The sequence below is a fragment of the Hydrogenophaga sp. PAMC20947 genome, assembly GCF_004795855.1.
GTDB lineage: Bacteria > Pseudomonadota > Gammaproteobacteria > Burkholderiales > Burkholderiaceae_C > Hydrogenophaga.
Genome location: NZ_CP039252.1, coordinates 256,056 through 276,952 on the forward strand (window position 1 = coordinate 256,056; position 20,897 = coordinate 276,952).

21 protein-coding genes and 1 pseudogene are annotated in these 20,897 nt (G+C 63.2%); 6 read left to right on the forward strand and 16 right to left on the reverse strand.

Features of this window, described 5'->3' with window-relative positions; all coding sequences use genetic code 11:
• Positions 1-144: 144 nt before the first annotated feature.
• From E5678_RS01130 to E5678_RS01180, 10 genes are all read right to left on the reverse strand, one after another.
• On the reverse strand, positions 145-1,236 hold the full coding sequence (locus E5678_RS01130; protein WP_136176829.1) for a crosslink repair DNA glycosylase YcaQ family protein: 1,092 nt from the start codon (positions 1,234-1,236) through the stop codon (positions 145-147).
• A 119-nt stretch (positions 1,237-1,355) separates the two neighbouring features.
• Positions 1,356-2,225, reverse strand: coding sequence for a tryptophan 2,3-dioxygenase (kynA, locus tag E5678_RS01135; protein WP_136176830.1), 870 nt, complete (start codon positions 2,223-2,225; stop codon positions 1,356-1,358).
• 151 nt (positions 2,226-2,376) lie between these two features.
• Entirely contained in the window at positions 2,377-3,678 is a 1,302-nt protein-coding gene (gene kynU, locus E5678_RS01140) for a kynureninase (protein ID WP_136176831.1), read from the reverse strand.
• Positions 3,675-4,421, reverse strand: coding sequence for a cyclase family protein (locus tag E5678_RS22520; protein WP_247596872.1), 747 nt, complete (start codon positions 4,419-4,421; stop codon positions 3,675-3,677). The genes kynU and E5678_RS22520 overlap by 4 nt, the downstream gene beginning before the upstream one ends.
• Positions 4,422-4,536: 115 nt before the next feature.
• Positions 4,537-6,645 carry a PAS domain-containing sensor histidine kinase gene (locus E5678_RS01155; protein WP_136176832.1) on the reverse strand — a complete coding sequence of 703 codons (2,109 nt, stop codon included), beginning with the start codon at positions 6,643-6,645 and terminating at the stop codon, positions 4,537-4,539.
• A 151-nt stretch (positions 6,646-6,796) separates the two neighbouring features.
• Positions 6,797-7,108: a YkgJ family cysteine cluster protein gene (locus E5678_RS01160; protein WP_136176833.1), complete on the reverse strand. Its 312-nt coding sequence runs from the start codon at positions 7,106-7,108 to the stop codon at positions 6,797-6,799.
• On the reverse strand, positions 7,105-8,043 hold the full coding sequence (locus E5678_RS01165) for a class I SAM-dependent methyltransferase (protein WP_136176834.1): 939 nt from the start codon (positions 8,041-8,043) through the stop codon (positions 7,105-7,107). Before E5678_RS01165 ends, E5678_RS01160 begins: the two co-directional genes overlap by 4 nt.
• Positions 8,044-8,223: 180 nt before the next feature.
• Positions 8,224-8,796 carry a hypothetical protein gene (locus tag E5678_RS01170; RefSeq protein ID WP_247596873.1) on the reverse strand — a complete coding sequence of 191 codons (573 nt, stop codon included), beginning with the start codon at positions 8,794-8,796 and terminating at the stop codon, positions 8,224-8,226.
• A gap of 145 nt (positions 8,797-8,941) precedes the next feature.
• Positions 8,942-9,889 carry an ornithine carbamoyltransferase gene (gene argF, locus E5678_RS01175; protein ID WP_136176835.1) on the reverse strand — a complete coding sequence of 316 codons (948 nt, stop codon included), beginning with the start codon at positions 9,887-9,889 and terminating at the stop codon, positions 8,942-8,944.
• A complete protein-coding gene (locus E5678_RS01180) occupies positions 9,886-11,094 on the reverse strand; it encodes an aspartate aminotransferase family protein (RefSeq protein ID WP_136176836.1) in 1,209 nt (402 codons plus the stop codon). Before E5678_RS01180 ends, argF begins: the two co-directional genes overlap by 4 nt.
• 274 nt (positions 11,095-11,368) lie before the next feature.
• Here E5678_RS01180 and E5678_RS01185 point away from each other — a divergent pair, with 274 nt between their 5' ends.
• The 3 genes from E5678_RS01185 to E5678_RS22420 all read left to right on the forward strand — a co-directional run bounded on the left by E5678_RS01185 (position 11,369) and on the right by E5678_RS22420 (position 12,424).
• Positions 11,369-11,692 (forward strand): DUF3579 domain-containing protein, encoded by a 324-nt coding sequence (locus E5678_RS01185; protein WP_136176837.1) that lies wholly within the window; start codon positions 11,369-11,371, stop codon positions 11,690-11,692.
• A gap of 108 nt (positions 11,693-11,800) precedes the next feature.
• Positions 11,801-12,019 carry a dodecin family protein gene (locus E5678_RS01190; protein ID WP_136176838.1) on the forward strand — a complete coding sequence of 73 codons (219 nt, stop codon included), beginning with the start codon at positions 11,801-11,803 and terminating at the stop codon, positions 12,017-12,019.
• Between the two features lie 156 nt (positions 12,020-12,175).
• Complete coding sequence (locus E5678_RS22420; RefSeq protein ID WP_136176839.1) at positions 12,176-12,424, forward strand: hypothetical protein; 249 nt, start codon at positions 12,176-12,178, stop codon at positions 12,422-12,424.
• Between the two features lie 200 nt (positions 12,425-12,624).
• On the opposite strand, the gene rpsT is transcribed toward E5678_RS22420, so the two are convergent.
• Entirely contained in the window at positions 12,625-12,924 is a 300-nt protein-coding gene (gene rpsT / locus E5678_RS01200; RefSeq protein ID WP_210731965.1) for a 30S ribosomal protein S20, read from the reverse strand.
• Between the two features lie 108 nt (positions 12,925-13,032).
• On the opposite strand from rpsT, the gene murJ reads away from it, so the two are divergent.
• The 3 genes from murJ to E5678_RS01215 all read left to right on the forward strand — a co-directional run bounded on the left by murJ (position 13,033) and on the right by E5678_RS01215 (position 16,171).
• Positions 13,033-14,598 (forward strand): murein biosynthesis integral membrane protein MurJ, encoded by a 1,566-nt coding sequence (gene murJ / locus E5678_RS01205; protein WP_136176841.1) that lies wholly within the window; start codon positions 13,033-13,035, stop codon positions 14,596-14,598.
• A gap of 83 nt (positions 14,599-14,681) precedes the next feature.
• Positions 14,682-15,539, forward strand: a complete 858-nt coding sequence (locus tag E5678_RS01210; protein ID WP_136176842.1) for a tetratricopeptide repeat protein — start codon at positions 14,682-14,684, stop codon at positions 15,537-15,539.
• Positions 15,536-16,171 (forward strand): oxidoreductase, encoded by a 636-nt coding sequence (locus E5678_RS01215; RefSeq protein WP_136176843.1) that lies wholly within the window; start codon positions 15,536-15,538, stop codon positions 16,169-16,171. The genes E5678_RS01210 and E5678_RS01215 overlap by 4 nt, the downstream gene beginning before the upstream one ends.
• Positions 16,172-16,187: 16 nt before the next feature.
• On the opposite strand, the gene E5678_RS01220 is transcribed toward E5678_RS01215, so the two are convergent.
• The 5 genes and pseudogenes from E5678_RS01220 to purM form a co-directional block, all read right to left on the reverse strand.
• Positions 16,188-17,186, reverse strand: coding sequence for a helix-turn-helix domain-containing protein (locus E5678_RS01220; RefSeq protein ID WP_136176844.1), 999 nt, complete (start codon positions 17,184-17,186; stop codon positions 16,188-16,190).
• Positions 17,168-17,782, reverse strand: a pseudogene (locus tag E5678_RS01225) (DJ-1/PfpI family protein). The gene E5678_RS01220 and the pseudogene E5678_RS01225 overlap by 19 nt, the downstream one beginning before the upstream one ends.
• On the reverse strand, positions 17,779-18,336 hold the full coding sequence (locus E5678_RS01230; protein WP_136176845.1) for an isochorismatase family protein: 558 nt from the start codon (positions 18,334-18,336) through the stop codon (positions 17,779-17,781). Before E5678_RS01230 ends, E5678_RS01225 begins: the two are co-directional and overlap by 4 nt.
• A 150-nt stretch (positions 18,337-18,486) precedes the next feature.
• On the reverse strand, positions 18,487-19,683 hold the full coding sequence (locus tag E5678_RS01235; RefSeq protein WP_136176846.1) for an MFS transporter: 1,197 nt from the start codon (positions 19,681-19,683) through the stop codon (positions 18,487-18,489).
• Positions 19,684-19,706: 23 nt separating this feature from the next.
• On the reverse strand, positions 19,707-20,747 hold the full coding sequence (gene purM / locus E5678_RS01240; protein WP_136176847.1) for a phosphoribosylformylglycinamidine cyclo-ligase: 1,041 nt from the start codon (positions 20,745-20,747) through the stop codon (positions 19,707-19,709).
• Positions 20,748-20,897 lie beyond the last annotated feature (150 nt).

Below are 20,897 nucleotides of genomic sequence, written 5' to 3' on the forward strand. Positions count from 1 at the left end.
CTGCGTCGGCGCGGAGACGCGCCGGCTTTTCCATGCTGCGCTGTCAGGTCTGAAATGGCGCTCAGGCTGAACCAGTCGATGCCCAGCGGCAGGCACAGGACGAACGGGGCATGTGCCAATGGGGCGGATCAAGGCGCACAGGGGTCAGGCGAGGGGGACACCCAGGAAGTCGGCCATGGCGGCCAGTTCGGTCTTGAGCGATTCGGTGTAACCGGAACCCTCAGACGGTTGCCCGGCGACATAGCCCAGCTCGGCGTGCAGCACGCCTTGCCTGACCGTCAGATTGCCCCACCCGATCACCTGATCGCGCCACAGCAGTGGCATGGCGTAGTACCCACGCACGCGCCGGTGAGCTGGTGTGTAGGCCTCAAACCGGTAGGCCCAGCCCCAGAGCCGTTCGAAACGGTCGCGATCCCAGACCACAGGGTCAAAGGGCGCGAGCAGTCGCACCCGATCGCTTTGCAGCCAGGCCGGTGCCAGCGGATCTTCGTCGGCTGGCCAGTGCCAGGCCACGCCTTCGATCTCGGTTTGAAGCAGGCGAGCACGTGCACGGTGCAACGCACCGCTCAACAACGGTTGCCACTGGGGAGCAGCGTTCTTCAAAAAGCCCACGAGTTGGCGCAGGCCGGGTGTGGGCAACGGCGCATACAGCGCCACCAGCAAGTCCACCATCGCATCGAGTGTGGCTTCGGGATCGGCGTGCAGCGGCTGCGGCGCGCGCACGGCGTACAGGCGGGTGCCGTTGTCGCGCGAAGCCACACGCAAGAGTCCGCGGTAGTGCATGTCGTCCAGCAGGTGGGTGCTGGCCTTGGAGCGGCCACCAAAACCGTTGGTGGTGTGGCCATGGGAAAAGTGGTCGTCCACCGCCTTGGGATGGGTGGCCCCGCGTTGTTCGACAAACCGCCACACATCGCCCGCCTGGGCCCAGCGGTCTGTCGTCCAGGTTTCGCGCGCTGTGCGCGGATGCAGCAAGGTGTGCAGCTCGGGTGTGACAAAACCGTAGTTGACGAAAAAGTCTTCCTCCACACCAAGGCCTGGATAGGTTCGTTCCAGGTCCCCTACCCGGTAGCCTGCGACCCGGTGACGCAAGATCAGATCCTGAGCCCGAGCGGGCGACCGGATCGGATCGGCCTGTACAAATCCGAAACGCTGCAGGGCGCGGGGCAAGGTGGTGGGCGAAGTCAGGCTGCGCGCGACGGCATAGCGGCGCAGATCTGCAAGTGTTGGAGAGGGCATCAACAGATCATGCCGCAAACGGGCACCTGTCCCAACCCGGGATGCCGCGGAACTGGCTCTGCCAGGCCGCCAGCTCGCCCCCCGGGGGGTGAGGTGTCGAAGATGCGGCGGGGGGTGGGTCAGAGTTGTGTGCGCAGCGTCCAGATCTCGGGAAACAGCACCACGTCCAGCATCTTGCGCAAATAGCTCACACCGCCCGTGCCGCCGGTGCCGCGTTTGAAACCGATGATGCGCTCCACCGTGGTCACATGGCGGAAGCGCCAGAGGCGGAAGGCGTCCTCCAGATCGGTGAGCTCTTCGCCAAGCTGGTAAAGGTCCCAGTGTTCTTTGGGGTTGCGGTAGATCTGCAGCCAGGCCAGCTCGACCGCTTCACTGGCGACGTAGGCTTGTGTCCAGTCGCGATCGGTGTGGCTGGCGGGCACGGCCAGGCCACGGCGCGCGAGCAGGCGCAAGGCTTCGTCGTACAGCGACGGAGCCTCGTAGGTGGCTTGCACCATGGCCAACCGCGATGGGTTGTGGGTGTGGGGCTTGAGCATGGCAGCGTTCTTGTTGCCCAGCGAAAACTCGATGCAGCGGTACTGAAAACTCTGAAATCCGCTGGACTTGCCGAGGTAGGGCCGCATGGCGCTGTACTCAGGGGGGGTCATGGTGGCCAATACGTCCCAGGCGTGCACCAGTTGTTCCATGATTCTGGAGACCCTTGCCAGCATCTTGAAAGTGGAGGGCAGGTCGTCGCTGGCCATGCAGCGCAGGGCGGCGCCCAGCTCGTGCAGCATGAGTTTCATCCACAGCTCGCTGGTCTGGTGCTGCACGATGAACAACATTTCATCGTGTGCGGGTGACAGTGGTTTTTGGGCTTCGAGGATGGCGTCGAGTTGCAGGTAGTCGCCATAGCTCATGTCCTCGCTGAAGTCGAGCTGGGCCTTTTCCTCGCGCACGATGTTTTCGGTGGTTGAAGTGTTTGGGTTGTCTTGGTATGGGCAGGTCATCGGGGGCCTTTAAAGCGTTTGGTGCGGCTGAAGTAGCGGCAATGTGGGCGCAAGGACGCTCCACCCAGCACACGCCTTGGAACCGGCTTTGCCGGGCCACTGACGTGGCCCCCCCCTTTCAGGGGACGGCGCGAAGCGGCGCAGGGGGAGATCAAGTGACCGCGTGTTTCTGGTTGAATTCGGGGCGCTGCCATTCACCCGATTCGAGAACCTGGCGCAGGTGTTCGACAGCATTCCACACATCCTCAAAACCGATGTAGAGCGGCGTGAAGCCAAAACGCAGGATGTCCTTGTGCCGTTCTCCATCCCCGGCCCGGTAGTCACCCACGACGCCGCGCGCGATCAGGGCCTGCACGATGGCGTACGCACCCTCGTCTTTGGTGAGGCAGACCTGTGATCCGCGCTGGGCGTGGGTTTGAGGAGTGGCCAGGCCCAGTCCGTATCCGCTGCAGCGTTGTTCAACCAGCTGAATGAACAGATCGGTCAGCGCCAGCGACTTCTTGCGCAAGGCGTCCATGCCGCCCAGGGGCTCGGCAGCCAGCGTGGCATCCAGGCCGCAATCGAGCGCGGCCAGGCTGATCATGGGTTGCGTACCGCACATGTAGCGCGTGATGCCGGGCGCAGGCTGGTAGTCGGGCGTGAACGCGAATGGTGTGGCGTGGCCCCACCAGCCAGCCAGCGGTTGCCAGAAGCGGTTGGTGTGCAGGGGGTTGACCCACACGAAGGCGGGTGCACCCGGTCCGCCATTGAGGTATTTGTAGCCGCAGCCCACCGCGAAATCGGCTTTGGCAGCGGTCAGTTTGACCGGCACGGCGCCTGCGCTGTGCGCGAGATCCCACACGGTGAGGATGCCCTCGGCGTGGGCGGCTGATGTCACGGCCGCCATGTCATGCATGGCGCCAGTGCGGTAGTTCACATGGGTGAGCATGAGCACCGCCACCTCTGCGGTGAGGGCCGCTGCGATGTCTTCGGGCTCCACCAGCATCAGCTCGTATCCGCGCTCCTTGCACAGGGCCTCGGCGATGTAGAGATCGGTGGGGAAGTTGCTGCGCTCACTGACGATGCGCTTGCGCCGTGGGGCGTCTTCCGCTGCCATGTTGAGCGCAGCGGAAAGCACCTTGAACAGGTTGATCGATGTGCTGTCGGTGGCCACCACTTCGCCAGCATTTGCACCGATCAGGCGTGCAATTTTGTCGCCCACTTTTTGTGGCATCTGAAACCAGCCGGCCTTGTTCCAGCTCTGGATCAGGTCGGTACCCCACTCACGGGCGACCACATCGGCCACGCGTGCGGGGGTGGCTTTGGGCATCACGCCCAGCGAGTTGCCATCCAGGTAGATCACGCCGGAGGGCAGCGAAAAAAAGTCGCGCAGGCTGCTCAGCGGGTCTTGCTGGTCAAACGATTGGCAGTGGGCCAGGGTGACAGGGGTGTTGTTGTGGGTTGTGGTGGTCATGGCAGTGTCCTCAAGATGGCGCGCACGGGAGAAGCGTCGGCGGTGGTGAGTTTCAGGGGCAGGGCGATGAGCTCGTAGTCGCCCTCGGGCACGTCGTCGAGCAACAGGTTTTCCAGCACACGCAGGCCTCGTTCGCGAATCACCTGGTGGCTCAGCAAGGCCTTGCTGTCGGCGGGATCGATGCTGGCGCTGTCGATGCCGATGAGCTTGACGCCGAGGTCGGCCAGGCGCGTGACGGTCTCGGGCGCGAAAGCCGGGAGTTGCGTGTCAAATGCGTCCAGCGGCATGTGTTCGTAGACACGCACCAGAACCCGCTCGGGGATTGTCCCAGGCCCCCGCGCTCCGCCGCTTCGCGGGTCGCTGCCCCCCAAGGGGGTTGATCCACCTTGGGAGCGGCCCTGCGGCTGATCGCCAGGCCCCTGCGCTCCGCTGCTTTGGGGGTCGCTCAGTGCGTGTTCGATGTGGTGCCACTGCACCAGCGGTCCGCAGCCGATGGCGTGGATGACACGGCAGGGGCCGATGAAGGCCTCCAGGTCGACGTCGCCGATGGCTTTGCCGGTGGGGTCGTAGTGCAAGGGCGCGTCGGCGTGTGCGCCCACATGGGGCGACAAGGTGATGGCGCTGACGTTGACCGGGCACCCGGGGCCGATGTTGGCGACCCAGGTTTGTGCATAGGCCGTGTCGCCCGGAAAGACCGGTGACTGCGCGTTGACAGAGGGGGATATGTCCCAGATTTTTGGCATCTGGGGAAGGTAGCACCGGCAAAAACCCGTGGTGTCGGTTAATTCCAACAAAGGGCCAAAATCCCGACGCGGTGGTTCACTGTGCCTGAAGCGGCGAGCAATTGCTCGGGTGCCTTCAGGCGTTGGCCGGGACCAGCGCCTCGATGGCGGCGCAAAACTCATCCACTGCGATGGCCTTGAGGATGAGTTTGTGCACGCCTGCACTGGCCGCCTCTGTGCTCAGCTTCTCATCGATGAAGCCCGACGTGATGACACAAAGCAAGTCGGGCCGGATCAGAAGCGCTTCGCGAGCGAGATCCAGTCCAGACATGCCCGGCATGTTGTAGTCGGTGAGCATCAGGTCGATCCCCGCTGGGTCGTTTCGGATCGCACTCAGCGCCGACTGCTGATCGAGGAAGGCACTCACCCGGTAGCCACGGCGCTCCAGCAAACGTTTGATGAGCAAGATCAGTGAATCATCGTCATCGACATAGACGATGTGGGGTCCGGGCTTGACGGCGCTGCCGGCCGCGTCGGGAGGTGTGGTCGGGGAGGACGTGGCCGGATTTTTCGGTTGTGTTGTGGGCGTTTCCAGGGGTTGATCCACTGGGCTTGGGCTCGCCGGCAGGTAGAGCGCGAACTGGGTTCCGGCACCCGGTTGACTCTCGACCAAAACCAGGCCCTTATGCCCTTGGGCAATGCCGTGGACCACGGCGAGACCCAGCCCAGTTCCCTCACCCACGGGTTTGGTTGTGAAGAAGGGTTCAAAAATTCGGCCCAGCGTGGCCTCATCCATGCCGGGGCCGTCGTCAGCCACCGTCAGGCGCACAAGGCCATCCGGGTGCTGTTGGACGAGAGCCCGCAGCGCAGGGTGTTTCGCCAGTGCGTGTTCGTCTGGCGCGGTTGCGTCAAGTCCGATGCGAATTTGCCCAGATTGACCTCCCATGGCCTGCATGGCATTGGTCGCCAGGTTGATGATGACTTGTTGAAGCTGCGAGGTGTCGCCCAGCACTTCCGGCGTGCCATCGAGACCATTCACCTCAATCGCCACACGGGCCGGCAGCATGGCGCGGAGCATGCGCGCCGTATCGTCAACGATCGGCGACAGGCTGGTCCGTTTGTAGTCGCTGTTCTGGCGCCGGCTGAAAGAAAGAATCTGTCGCACGAGATCGCGCGCCCGGGTGGCGGCTTTGTCGATCTCGTTCAGGCTTTGAAGCGCTGGGGATGCCGGGTTGAGATCCTGGCGCGCCAGGCTCACGTTGCCCAGAATCGCCGCGATGATGTTGTTGAAGTCGTGCGCGATGCCGCCAGCCAGCGTGCCAATGGCCTCCATCTTTTGCGATTCCCGAATGTGGGTTTCCCGTTCGATATCGGCTTGCTCGGCTTGCTTGCGCGCGGTGATATCGAACGCGATACCCCGGTATCCGATGGTCACGCCTTGATTGTCTTGCAGGGGAATCCGGGAAATTTGCAGCCAGAGCGTCGATCCGGACTTTGTCACCACACGGTGCTCAAGCCCATGAATGGCGCCGTCCTGTTGCAGGTGGCTTTCAAGCCAGGCATTCACTTTCTCAAGTTCGCCTGGTGGCATGAACTCCGCCGGGGTGCGCCCCAGCATTTCTTTCGCGGGGTAGCCGAGCAGTTGTTCAGCACGTTCCGAGACAAAGGTGTACCTGAAGCGGGTGTCGATATCCAGGATGTGTCCCCCTGCAGCTTCGGTTGCACTTCGGTAGCGAACCTCGCCCTCCTGCAGCGCCGCCTCAGCGCGTTTTCGCAGGCTGATGTCGCGCATCAGGCCAATGAAATGGGTCACGTTGCCTTGGTCATCACGCAGGGGAGAGATCGACAGATCGTTCCAGTAGGTGCTACCGTCTTTCCGGTAGTTGAAGATCTGCCCTGAAAAGGCAAGCCGCTGGTGCAAGGCCTGACGCATTTCGTGGACTGTATTCACATCGGTCAGCGGGCCCTGCAGCAGGGCGCAGGTGCGGCCCATGATCTCGGGCAGGCCGTAGCCTGTGATGGACTCAAATGCGGGGTTGGCCAGCAGGATTCGTTGGGCTGCGTCTGTGATGACGACACCCTCGGACACCGCCTCGAAAGCCAGTGCTTTGATGCGGGTGGCTTTGTCGTCGCGTGGGCGCTGAAGCAACTCGCCTTGCATGGTGACTTGTCCACCATCGTGACTGGCGCCCAGGGGCTCGCCATGGTCGGCTGGCAGTGGCGGGTCAGAAGGGTTGAATGGCACGTGAGGACGTTGGGTTTCTGGGGTCAGCTGCCTTGCATGTTATCGGTTTTGCTCAAACTGTGGGCGATGCCGTGGCGTCGCTCAACCATGCAGTTGTCAACCGTGCCACCGGGTGCCTGCTCAACCCGGTCGGCGATCTCGCGTGTGCCGTTCAGTCCAAGATCGGCACCAGCCCTTGCCGCTTGCGGGCCCGTTGGCAAGCCTCGCTGCCGGCCTCAAATTCCCGGCAAGGCGACGGCCGCCATTCGTAGATGCCACAGGCCACATGCACGCCCAACTGGCCTGTCAGCGCCGCGCAGCGCGGTGGACTGTGGTCGGTGCCGCGCATGCGGGCCGTATGGCGGGTGACCTCCACAGCGAGACCATCGGGCACGCTGCCGCCCTCGGCCTGTGTTTCCATTACCGAAAAATCGACTCGGAAACTGGCGCAGCACGCGCCGCAGGTGGTGCATGGGTTGCTCATGTGCGCGCGTTGCGTGGCGGCAAGTCGGGCAACCCGTAAGTCAACACCTTGAGTGATCGTTCGGGATCGACATCAGCGAAAGCGGGGGGGTTCTCGATCCGTTGCTCGAAGCCCAGTTCGGGCGCGACTTCGGCCATCAGTTTTCTCAGGAACCCTTCACCCAGTTCAGGTGCATTGAGGCACAACATGGCCTTGCCGCCGGGGCGCAGCAAATCGGGCAAGCGGTGCATCAGTTTGGCGTAGTCTTTGGTGGCAACGAAGCTGCCTTTCTGAAAACTCGGCGGGTCCACGATCACCAGGTGGTAGGGTCCGCTGCGGTTGATCCTGCCCCAGGTCTTGAAGATGTCGTGGGCCAGAAAACTGGCGCCGGCCTGCAGGCCATTGAGTGCGTGGTTGAGCTGACCCAGGCCCATGGCGCCCGCGCTCATGTCCACGTTGACCACGTGCTGGGCGCCGCCCTGCAGCGCGGCGATCGAGAAAGCGCAGGTGTAGGCAAAGAGGTTGAGTACCTTGGCTCCCTCGGTGTGTTCGCGCACCCATTGGCGTCCGTTGGCCATGTCGAGAAACAGCCCGTGGTTCTGACCTTTGAGCAGGTGCACACGGTAGCGCGCACCGTGCTCGGTCACGTCGTGGGGCTCGGGTACATTGCCCGCCATGAGCCGGGTTTCCACATGCCCGGTAGCCCGGCATTGGTAGACCCAGTTGAGCGAAATTCCTGCCGGCGCGATGGCTGCCCAGCGGGAGGCCAGGGTCTCGTGCACCAGCGCGAGTTCAGGTTCGCCCATGGGTTGAAAGCTGGTGAGCAACCAGACGGGCCCAAACCAGTCGAGTGCCCATTGTTCACACCCCGGGTGCAGGCCACCACGGCCATGAAAAATGCGTTGTGCATCAGAGGGCATTGCCATCTGGGCGATGGCGGTCAACAAGGCTTGCATGCGGTGTGGGGAGCGATCAGATGGGGTTGTGGCAAACGGCTTCGGCGTGGTTGCCGTCAGGGTCGATGACACAGGCGCCGCAGGAGTGAGGGTGGTCGATGGCGCGAAGGCCGGGAGGTCTGTCGCTCAGCCAGGTGTCAATCACGGGTGGCCGTTCTGTGGGGGTGCAAAGTCATGTGATCAAGCACGGAGGACTGTTTGTGCGCGCTGTTTGATTCGCCGCAGCAGCCGTTTCCGAATCAGGCCACTCACGGGCCTGATCAAGTACCAACAGGGGGTAAAGTTGCGTCGGCTGGCTTTGTCAGGGCACCCCACACGGGTGGTGGTGCTCAGTTTGACCTCACTGTTGGCAAGGGGTTCGGTCACAAAGTTGAGGAGCAGCTTCGGTGTGCCTTGCAAAGCGTCGAAATCGGTGGCGTTGCTCACACGGCGCAGGCCATGGCTGAGCTGCCAGAAACGGCCGGCCAGACCAAACGCCATTTCTGTCTTTCCAATGCGGCCCAGTTCGGTAAAGTCTTCAAAGCCAAAAGGGCGGGAGGGCAGCTGTTGCTGCCTTCTCACCAGGCTCAAGCCCCGCGCTGGAAATTCGCGCAGGGCAATGAAGCCGTTGACCAAAGGGTCGGTTTCGCGCACCACCGCTCGCGCGGCGTCCAGCAGTGCCCCAGGTGCGGCCCGAACCACTGTGCTGTGGTGCTCTTCAAACTGGTACTCAGGCAAGTACCGGTTCATGAGCACCATAGAGGGAAGGCTCAACCCAACTGCCCCAGCAAAAGGTACTCCATGAGTGCCTTTTGCGCATGCATGCGGTTTTGGCTTTGGCCGCTTCGCTCAACTTTGCTGTGCAAAGTGGGCCTGCGCCGAAACAGGATGCCCGCTTCGCGGTGGGTCGCCTGGCATTTCATGCCAACTGCCCCAGCAAAAGGTACTCCATGAGTGCCTTTTGCGCATGCATCCTGTTTTCTGCTTCGTCCCACACCACGCTTTGTGGTCCGTCGATCACTTCAGCGGTCACTTCTTCACCGCGGTGGGCGGGCAGGCAGTGCATGAACAGCGCCTCATTTTTGGCCGATGCCATCATGGCTTCGTCCACACACCATTTCGCAAAGGCCGTGCGGCGCACCTCGTTTTCAGCCTCGTAGCCCATGCTGGTCCACACATCGGTGGTGACCAGATCGGCGCCCTGGCAAGCCTCGCGCGGGTCCTTGAAGACTTTGTAGCAATCGCGGTTGGAAATGCCGGCGAGTACCGGGTCGACCTCGTAGCCACTGGGGGTACTCACGTGCACCGTGAAGCCCAGCATTTCTGCAGCCTGCAGCCAGGTGTTGGCCATGTTGTTGCCATCGCCCACCCAGGCCACGACTTTGCCCTTGATCGCATCCAGCGGCAGCCCGCTGGCGGCCGGGCGGTACTCGGTGAGGGTGAAGAGGTCGGTGAGGATCTGGCAGGGGTGGAACTCGTTGGTGAGGCCGTTGATCACGGGCACACGGGAGTGCGCAGCAAAGCGCTCCAGCTTGCTTTGTTCATAGGTGCGGATCATCACCAGATCGACCATGCGGCTGATTACCTTGGCGCTGTCTTCGATCGGCTCGGAGCGGCCCAGCTGGCTGTCGCCGGTGGTGAGGTGCACCACCGAGCCACCCAGCTGGTACATGCCGGCTTCAAAGCTCACGCGGGTGCGCGTGCTGGCTTTCTCGAAAATCAACGCCAGCGTGCGGTCGGGGTCGGCAAATGGCTGGTGCTTCTCAAAGGCCTTGAACTTCTGCTTGATGAAGGCGGCGCGCTGGAACAGGTAGCCGTATTCAGCGGCGTTCAGGTCCTTGAACTGCAGGTAATGTTTGAGTTTCATGCGGCGGCTCCTTCGGTCAGGAAATCAAGAATCAGGGGCACCAGAATGGCGATCACCTCGTCGGCTTCGGCGGCCGTCATGATGAGCGGCGGCACCAGGCGGATCACGGTGTCTGCCGTGACGCTGAGCAAAAGGCCCGCGTCGGCCGCGCGCTGGGCGATCACGCCGCAAGGGCGGTCGAGCTCAATGCCGATCATCAGGCCGTGGCCCCGCACCTGTTTCACGCCAGGCTTTTCCAGCAAGGCGGTGAGCAATCGGGTTTGCAGGTGGGTGCCAATGCGCTCGGCGTTGCCCAGCAAGTCGTCTTCTTCCATGATGCGAATGGTCTCGACACCAGCGCGCATCGACAGCGGATTGCCTCCAAACGTGGTGCCATGGCTGCCCGGCGCGAAGAGGTTGGCCGCTTTAGGGCCGGCCACCACGGCACCGATGGGCACGCCCGACCCCAGGCCTTTGGCCAGCGGCATCACATCGGGCGTGATACCGGCCCACTGGTGGGCAAACCATTTGCCGGTGCGGCCCATGCCGCACTGCACTTCGTCAATCATCAGCAGCCAGTCGTGCTGATCACACATGGCACGCACGCCCTGCATGTAGTCCACCGTCATCGGGGTCACGCCGCCTTCGCCCTGAATGGCTTCGAAGAACACGGCCACCACATTGGGGTTGCCCTCGGTGGCTTTTTGCAGCGCGGCGAGGTCGTTGACCGGCACACGGATGAAACCTTCGACCAGCGGGCCAAAGCCGGCCTGGATCTTGGGGTTGCCCGTGGCCGACAGGGTGGCGATGGAGCGGCCGTGGAAGGCTTTTTCGTAAACCACGATTTCCGGGCGCTCGATGCCCTTGTTGTGACCGTGCTTGCGCGCCAGCTTCAAAGCCGCCTCGTTGGCCTCCAGGCCCGTGCTGCAAAAGAACACGTTGGTCATACCCGAACGTTCGACCAGCATTTGCGCCAGGCGCTCCTGATCGGGTACATGGTAGTAATTGCAGCAGTGCATCATCTTGCCGATTTGCTCTTGCAGCGCGGGCACGAGCTTCGGGTGGGCGTGGCCCAGGGTGTTGACGGCGATGCCGGCCAGCGCATCCAGGTACACCTTGCCATTCACATCCCACACGCGGCAACCTCGGCCGTGCGACATGGCGATCGGCAAGCGACCGTAGGTGTTCATCACGTGGGGTGAGGCGGCGACAATGGCATCTGACATGCAGGAAGCTCCCAAAAAAGGTGGAACAAAAAACGGCTCAACATGGGTTGGGCCGTTGAAAGCCAATTTTAGAGGCCGAATGGTGGCCTATCCGTGTCGATTGCGCATCACAGCGTTGCGCGATACTCGGAAGGCAGATCCTGTGGGACTCGGGTTATCCCTGAGTTCAGGTCTTATATAAGATAGAATACCCCTCAGCCACCACAGCGGGTGATCCCTGTCTGTCCAGTGGCTTTTCACCCCTTGCCGGGCCCTCCATCCGAAGGCTACTCCGATGGTTTCACCCACCGCCAAACAAGTGTTCATTCAGGGGGTCACCCCCAATGGCCGCCCCTTTCGCCCCAGCGACTGGGCGGAGCGCTTGGCTGGGGTGATGAGCCAGTTTCGACCCGGCGGCGCACCCAAAGGCATGGCCTGCCACATTGCCTATTCACCCTGGTGTGTGCCCACGGTGATCAACGGCGTGAAGTGCGTGATCGTCCACACCGATATGCGCGACGAAGAGCCCATGGCCTGGGACTTCGTGATGGCTTTTGCCCACGACAACGGCCTGCAATTGGTTGAGGCCTGTCTGCTGCCCGATCCCCCGGCGCCCTGAGGACATTCTTCACGGTTGGCGCGTCTGAAGCACAGGGCTGCCTTGCCCGATGGGCTGACGGCTGTTAAAACTGAAGGCTTGTTAACTAACACTTCAGGAGTACATCTCATGTCCGTCGCCAAAATCATCGAAGTCATTTCCGGTAGCAAAAAGAGCTTCGACGATGCCATGAAGCAAGGCATTGCCCGGGTGAACGACAGCGTGTCGGAAGTCACCGGTGTCTGGATCAAAGACCAGCGTGCCGTGGTGTCCAAGGGCAAAGTGGTCGAGTACCGCGTGGTGATGAAGGTCACTTTCATCGTCAAGGCCTCGTCCGGCAAGAAGTGATGCTGCGGGCGGAGCGCTTGCTCTGTCAGGCCAGGTGAAAAGAATGCCGTCTCAGGACGGCTTTTTTGTGTCCGGGTGCTGGTGTGCGCTTTCGCGGCAGGGCGCCGTCCGCTATGCTGCGCGTCATTTCCAGCGTTTCAAAGGAGCACAACCCACATGGCCATGGACGAAGTCGACTATTGCTTGCGCGGAGACGACTTGCAGTTCGGCGAAATCGAGCTCGATCCGGGCGAGGCCAAGACAGCGCGGTTTGGTGGTGAGGTCCTGTTTTTTTTCGACACGCTGAAAGGGCCGGGTACGGGCTGGTTGCAGTCCTTGCCTGTTGCGCGCCTGGCCTCGCGCATTTTCGCCGTCGCGCCGCGCATGCAGGGCGGCGGAGACGCCAGGGGCGAGCAGGGCGTTTGACCAGCGGGATCGCTGGCGGTTTGCTGGGTGGCCTGATCGGCGGCGACCGGATCTGATTTTCGCGGAGCAGCCATGAAAAAACCGCCGGGTCTTGCGACACGGCGGTGTTCCATTTTTTTGCTGGCAGCGCACCGTTTTCAAACGGCGGACCTGAACAGGTCCGGGCTGTGGGGTTGGCCGAAGCCCACCCCGTGAATGTCTTAGGCGGCGGCGGTGGCCAGCGCTTTGACTTTGGTCGACAGGCGGCTCTTATCGCGAGCAGCCTTGTTTTTGTGGAAGATGCCTTTGTCGGCAACGATGTCCACAACTTTTTGCATCTTGGCAAACAGTTCGGCAGCCTTGTCTTTGTCGCCGGCCAGAACAGCCTTCTCGACGTTCTTGACTGCGGTACGGTATTTGGAACGCAGCGAGGTGTTCGCAGCGTTGATCTTGACGTCCTGGCGGACGCGTTTACGGCCTGATGCCAGGCGGGGGTTCTTTTTCTTGGGCTTGGTTGCCATGATGAATATCCTTCAGTTGTTTGGAGATGTTGCCAGCAAAGCCGAAGATTCTAGCACGGCAGTCCTGAATCGCCGGTTTTGGCCCCCGCCCTTGGGTACACTGCCCGGGTGTCACTGCTCAAATCCGCTTCTCTCGTCTCTCTGCTGACCCTGGCTTCGCGCATCACGGGTCTGGTGCGGGAGTTGCTCATGGCGTCGGCTTTTGGCGCCAGTGCCTTGACCGACGCCTTCAATGTGGCGTTTCGCATTCCCAACCTCTTGCGCCGCCTGTTCGCCGAGGGCGCTTTCAGTCAGGCGTTTGTGCCGGTGTTGGCGGGCATGCGTGCCACCGACGGCGACGACGCCACCCGCACGCTGGTGAACCAGATCGGGACCGTGCTGGCCTGGGCCCTGACCATGACCTGTGTGATCGGCGTGGCGGGTGCGCCCCTGCTGGTGTGGGCCATGGCGAGCGGCCTGCAGCAGAACCCGCAAGGCTTCGAGTCGGCCGTGTTCATGACGCGCTGGATGTTCCCCTACATCGGCTTCATGTCCATGGTGGCCTTGTCGGCCGGCATCCTGAATACCTGGAGGCACTTCGCCGTGCCCGCGGCCACACCGGTGCTGCTCAACCTGTGCATGATTTCTGCCGCCTACTGGGGTGCGCCCTGGTTCAAGTCCATGGGCATTGAGCCCATTTATGCGATGGCCGGCGGCGTGATGCTGGGCGGCGCGCTGCAGCTGGGTGTCCAGATACCGGCCTTGCTGAGCATCGGCATGCTGCCCCGCATCAGCTGGCGCTGGTCTTCGCTCATGACCGCCTGGAACCACCCAGGCACACGGCGCGTGACCACGTTGATGCTGCCGGCTGTGCTGGGGGTGAGCGTGGCGCAAATTTCGCTGCTGATCAATACCCAAATTGCCTCGCACCTGGTGAGCGGCAGTGTGAGCTGGCTCACCTATGCCGATCGCCTGATGGAATTCCCCACCGCCATGCTGGGCGTGGCTCTGGGCGTGGTGTTGCTGCCCCAGCTGGCGGCTGCACGCGCCGCCGATGATGGCGTGCGCTACAGCCAGTTGCTCGACTGGGGTTTGCGCCTCGTGGTGTTGTTGGCCGTGCCCAGCGCCGTGGCCTTGTTGACCTTTGCCCAGCCGTTGGTCACGGTGATGTACCACTACGGCGCTTTTTCCGAAGCCGATGTGAATCAGACTTCGGTGGCATTGATGGGCTACGGGGCGGGCTTGCTGGGGCTGGTGGCCATCAAGGTGCTGGCGCCCGGTTTCTATGCTCGCCAGGACATTCGAACCCCCGTGAAGATTGCCATCGTGGTGCTGGTGCTTACCCAGTGTCTGAATTTGCTGTTTGTCCCCCGTTTGGCCCATGCTGGTCTGGCGCTGGCCATCGGCATTGGTGCGATGGTCAATGCGTTGTGGTTGCTGGTGGGGCTGATCCGGCGGGGGGCCTATACCCCTTCGCCGGGCTGGTGGCGCTTTGCGCTTCAGGTGCTTGCAGCCAGCGCTTTGATGGCGGTGGCCCTGCTGTGGGCAGCGTCCGCCATCAACTGGATTCACTATGAAGGTGGCCGCTGGTTGCGGGTGCTGTGGCTCGCTGGCAGCGTGATCGGTGCGGCTGCGATTTACTTCGGTGTGCTGGCTGTGTCGGGCGTGAAGCTGCGCCAATTGCTGAAGCGCTGACTGGGTCGTCAATCCGTCGGCAGCCGCAACATGGCGTCTGACGGTACCATTGTCCGGAACACCACTATGACTGTTCCTGCGCCATGTCCTCTGCTCTCGATTTCCTCAACCCGACACCACTGGGCTATTTCGCCTCGTTGGTGAAGGAGGACGAGGGCCTGCCTCTGCTGGAAGCGGCGGCGGCCATTGCCCAGGACGAATACCCCGATCTGGACGTGCAGGAAGTGCTGGGCGACGTGGACCAGCTGCTGGCCCGCGTGCGCCGCCGGTGCACTCACCACGTTGAGCCTTTGGAGCGTTTGCGCACGCTCAACCAGTTCTTCTTCCAGGACCTGGGCTTTGGTGGCAACGTCAACAACTACTACGACCCCGACAACAGTTACCTGAACGTGTTGCTGCGCACGCGCAGGGGGATTCCCATCTCTCTGGCCGTGATCTGGCTGGAACTGGCGCAGGGCTTGGGATTGCGGGCCCGAGGCGTGGGTTTTCCGGGGCATTTCATGGTCAAGGTGAACCTGCCTGACGGACAAGTGGTGATCGATCCGTTCACGGGGCAATCCCTCAGCCGCGAAGACCTCTCTGAGCGGCTGGAGCCCTACAGGCGCCGCCATGGGCTGGTCGATGACTTCGATGTGCCAGTGGGGCTGTACCTTCAGGGAACGCCCTCGCGGGACATCCTGGCACGGATCCTGCGCAATCTGAAAGAAATTCACCTGTCGCAGAAAGACTGGTTGCGGCTCATCGCCGTGCAAGACCGCTTGTTGATCCTGTTGCCCGATGCCTGGAGCGAATACCGCGACCGTGGGCTGGCCTGGGCGGAGATGGGTGATGCGCGACTGGCGGTGGTCGATCTGGAGATGTACATCGCGCAGACCGGCGATGCGCTCGATCGCGACGCCATGGAGCGGCGCATCTGTGAATTGCGCCGGGAGCCCAGTTGAAGCACCGCGTATTGCTCGCGGGGGCCACGGGTCTGGTGGGTCAATCGGTGCTGCAGCAGGCCCTGGACCACCCGGCCATCGGGCAGGTGGTGGCCCCGACCCGGCGCCCCTTGCCGGCACACCCCAAATTGCTCAACCCGGTGGTGGATTTTGAAGCCCTGCCGGACGACGCAGCCTGGTGGGCCGTGGATGCGGTGATCTGTACGCTGGGTACCACCATCAAGAAGGCGGGATCGCAGGCTGCGTTTTACCGGGTGGACCACGACCACCCCTTGCGGGTGGCCGAGCTGGCGCGGCGGCATGGTGCGCGGGCTTATGCGCTGAACTCGGCGCTGGGTGCCGATGCGGCGTCCCGGGTGTTTTATTCCCGCACCAAAGGCGAGCTGGAGCGCGACCTGCAATTGCTGGGCTTCCCGTCCTTGACCTTTGTACGGCCAGGCCTCATTGGGGGAGAGCGGGGGGAATCGCGTCCGGCCGAGCAAATAGGCGTCAAGCTGTCGCAGTGGCTGCGGCCCTTGTTGCCCGCGCGTTACCGGGTTGTGCCTGCCGAGCGCATCGCTTTTTGCTTGCTGCAGGCCGCCTTGGCGGAAGGGCAGGGCCTGCATGTGATCCTGTCCGACGCGATTCTCTAGGCCACGTGATCAAATCTTAGGCGGCACCACTGGGCGTGCCCTGCCTGCCCATCTGGTGCCAGGTGCGGCGCAACTGCGTGTCTGAGCTGAAGCCGGCCATTTGCGCGGCCTGGGTCACGTTGTGGCCTGAGCGCAGCGCGGCTTCGGCCACGTCGAGGCGGATGCGGCGCAGGTATTGCAGCGGCGCAATGGCCCCGTGGGTGAGGAACAGCCGGGTGAGGTGGCGCGGCGAGGTGCACGCCACCTCGGCCATGCGGGCCACCGACCAGTCGGCTTGAGGCTGCTGGCCTACCGCGTCTTGCACGCGGTGCAGGGCTGGGTGCAGGTGGTTGCGGTGGCTGAGAAAAGGCGAGAGTTCGGGGTCGTTGGGGCCGCGCCGCAAGGCAACCACCATGGCCTGCGCCACCTGGGCCGCCAGCGCGGGGCCGCAGATGGAGGCGATGCGGTGCAGAAACAGGTCAACGCCGGTGGTCACCCCCGCGCTGCTGGAAATGGCACCATCCATCACAAAAACCCGGTTTTCCACCACGTCGCAACGTGGCGCGGCGCGGCGCAGCTCGTCCAGGTGGTGGTGGTGCGTGGTCGCGCGGTGGCCGTGCAGCAAGCCCGCATGCGCGGCGATCACGGCGCCGGCGCACACGGTGATCAGCTCCAGCGCGCCCTCGCGAAGGCGCAGTCCCCGAAGCCAGTGCAGCAGTGTTTGCGTCTCTTGGGTGTCCACCGCAATGGTGGCGCCCGGCTGCCCCACCAGCACCACCCAGCTGCGCTCGGACAGGCGTTCGGGCAGCGGCGCCAAGGCGCTGATGGTGGCGCCCACCGAGCTGCGGGTGTCGGGTTGTGGTCCGATGAAGTGCAGGGCAAATGCGTCGGGCTGACCAGCCTCGCGCAAGCGCTGGTTGGCCATGCGCAAAGCTTCGGCGGGGCCGGCCCAGTCGAGGATCAGGCTGCCTGTCAGCAGAACAAAGTGGACATGAATAGGCCCCGAAGCGAGCGGGCTCAGGCTGCGCGCGTCCATTGGAACTCCATTTGATGGGCCGTTCGCCGTGCCAGCGTTTCACTTGCAAGGCGGGCCACGAGGTGCAGGCATCATGTCGATGCCGGCGCTGATGCCGCCCGAGGTGACTATCCGCCCCTGATCGACCCAGCGCACGCCACTGCGCACATCCAGCGGTGGGAACTGACGGGTCAGGTCGGCGAGGTCTTCCCAGTGCGTGGTCACCGGGCCGCTTTGCAGCACGCCGCTGGCAGCCAGCAAAAATGCCCCGGTGCACACCGACGCGGTGATCTGGGTGTTGGGGTGAGCGCCGGCGATCCAGGCCAGGGATTCGGGGCACTGCATGGCCTGGTCCACTACCCCTCCGGGCACGATCAACAGGTCTGCCACAGGCGCATCTGCAAAGTTGTGGCTGGGCAGCACCCCCATACCGGCCCGGGTCTGAATGGGTTGGTGTGTGCGGGCCACACAGCTCACCTCAAACAGGGGTGGTGCTTGCGGCGCGTTGCGCTGCTGCATGCGGTGGTGAACACCTCAAAAGGTCCCGCCAGATCCAGCGCCTCCACGCCGTCAAACACCAGGATCGCCACTTGCAGGCTGCGGGTGGGCGCGCTCATGGCTGAGACTTCAGGGCTTGCTCCACGCTGCAGATGCGGGCGAATCGGTCTTGCAGCACGGTGGCGGTCCGGTCTTTGATGTCTTGTGCGCTGAGGGGGCGGCCGTCGGGCTGCTGCATGTCAAAGGTGAGCGTGGCGTCGATCACGTAGTCCACCGTCCAGCCCAGGTCCGACGCATGGCGCGTGGTGGTTTCGCAGCATTGTTCGGTGCGGATACCGCTGACGATGAGGCGTTGAATGCCGTGCTGGGTGAGCCACACGTCCAGCCCCGTGCCCACCAAGGCGCTGTGGCGCGACTTCTGAAAGGTGGCTGCCGGCTGGAAATCGGCCAGTCCGTCGATGGGGCGCACATGGCCGGAGGCGAGCGCAAAGGGGTTGCTGGCGTCAGCGGGACCGTCTGTGTGGAAGATGCGAACGATGGGTATGCCAGCAGCCTGCGCCCCATGAATCAGGGCGTTTTGCGCCGCCAGATAAGCGCCCATGTCGCGGTCGGTGGAGTAAGGGCGGTGCTGGAAGGACGCTTGAGCATCGATCACCAAAAGACATGTGTTCATGGAGGAGCTTTCAGAATCTGAGTGGTTGAAAGCCCTATTTTTATGAATGCTGGGGCTTTCATCCATCTCTGAAAAGACCGGTATCGATCATTTCAGGACATCATCTCGCAAATGTATGCTGAACACAATCTGATCAGATATCAGAGAAGCTCAGCTGGGCAGGCGGGTCATTTGGGCGCGCACGGCCAGCCCTGCCAGAGCCAGTGCGCTGAACACCACACCCGCCATGAAAGTGGTGGGCGCGCCAAACTGGTCCCACAACCAGCCTGCCAGGCCGCTGGCCAGCAGCATGGCCACGCCGCAGACCAGGTTGAACATGCCAAAGGCGGTGCCGCGCAGGTCGGGCGGGGCGGCGTTGGCGATCATGGTGGCGAGCAGGCCCTGGGTGAGCGCCATGTGCAGGCCCCACAGGCCCACACCCAGCCAGAACACCAGGCCACTGTTGTGCCAGGCCAGCAGGCCATCGGCCACGATCAACACCGACATGCCGGCCATGAGCAAGCGCGTGTGGCTGACCGAGTCCGACAGCTTGCCCAGCGGGTAGGCGCCCGCAGAAAACACCAGGTTCAACACGATCAACACCAGCGGTATGGCGGCCAGCGGCAGGCCGCCTTGCTGGGCGCGCAGCACCAGAAAGGCCTCGCTGAAACGGGCCAGGGTGAACACCGCACCGATGGCCACGACACCCCAATAGGTGGCGCTCAGGCGCTTGAGGTTGGCGCGACTGATGGGATTGGTTCTGGCTGTGCCAGGCGGCCGCTCGGGCTCTTTCACGCCCCACACCAGCAGCAACACGCAGAGCAGTGCCGGCACAGTGGCGGCCCAGAATACGGCGCGAAAGTCGTTGGCCCAGAGCAGCATCAGGCCCATGGCGAACAGGGGCCCGATGAAGGCGCCTGCGGTGTCGAGCGACTGGCGCAGGCCGAAGGCGGCACCCCGCATCTCGGGCGGCGCAATATCGGCCACCAGCGCGTCGCGGGGCGCACCCCGGATGCCCTTGCCCACGCGGTCGAGCAGGCGCGCGGTCACGATCAGGCCCATGCCGCTGGACAGCGCAAACAGGGGTTTGGACAAGGCGCCCAGGCCGTAGCCCATGATGGCCAGCGGCTTGCGCTTGCCCCACCAGTCGCTCAGGGCGCCAGAAAATACCTTGACGATGAGGGCGGTGGCCTCGGCCGCGCCTTCGAGCAGTCCGATGGTGAGCATGCTGGCGCCGAGCACCGTGGCCATGAAAACCGGCAGCAGGCTGTGGATGGCCTCGGACGACACGTCCATCAGCAAGCTGACAAAGCCCAGCGCCCAGATGCTGCGCGGAAGATGGCGCGTTGGCTGTGGCGCGCCGTTCATGGGTTGCCTTTGGCTCGGGAGACTCAGGCGACGACCACGGCTTCGCCCGTGCCGCGCTCGGCGATCACGCCGATTTCAAACACGGTCTCACCCAGATCGCGCATCGTGGCAGCGGTTGCAGCGGCTTCGTCGGCCGCCACCACCACCACCATGCCGATGCCGTTGTTGAACGTGCGGTTCATCTCGACGTCATCGATGCCGGCGGTCTTTTGCAGCCAGGCGAACAGCTCGGTCTGGGGCCAGCTGCCTTGCTTCAGGTGGGCGGCGGTGCCTTCGGGCAATACGCGGGGGATGTTTTCCAGCAAGCCGCCGCCGGTGATGTGGGCCAGGGCCTTCACGGGGTGCTTGGCCAGCGTGACCAGCACGTTTTTCACGTACAGGCGCGTGGGCTTCATGATCGCTTCCTTGAATGGCAGGCCGTCCAGCGTGGCGGGCAGATCGGCGCCGGCGCGCTCGATGCATTTGCGCACCAGCGAGAAACCGTTGGAGTGCACGCCGTGTGAAGCCAGGCCGAGCACCACATCGCCGGGCTTCACACTCTGGCCGGTGAGGATCTTGGATTTTTCGACCGCGCCCACGCAAAAACCGGCCAGATCGTATTCACCGGCCGGGTACATGCCGGGCATTTCAGCGGTTTCGCCGCCGATCAGGGCACAGCCCGACAGCTCGCAACCCTTGGCGATGCCGCCGATCACGGCCGCTGCCGTGTCCACATCGAGCTTGCCGCAGGCGAAATAGTCCAGGAAAAACAGCGGCTCGGCGCCTTGCACCAACACATCGTTCACACTCATGCCCACCAGATCGATGCCCACGGTGTCGTGCATGTTCCACTCGAAGGCCAGCTTGAGCTTGGTGCCTACGCCATCGGTGCCGGAAACCAACACCGGTTCTTTGTAGCGCTTGGGCACTTCAAACAGGGCGCCAAAACCACCAATGCCGGCCATCACACCTTCGCGCATGGTCTTTTTGGCCAGGGGTTTGATGCGCTCCACCAGGGCGTCGCCCGCAACAATGTCAACGCCGGCGTCTTTGTAGGAGAGGGGGGTGGTGGTGCTGGATGTCATGGGGAAAGGCTTGCCGCAGGCGGAGTTGGGAAGGAAGTCAGCCACCACTTCGGTGCGCCGACTAGAATTTGCCTGCAATTTTAAGGGTTTGCCTCACGGGCAGCCGATTCCGTTCTCGCGGCCCCTACCCACCCGCTTCAAAGCAGCTTA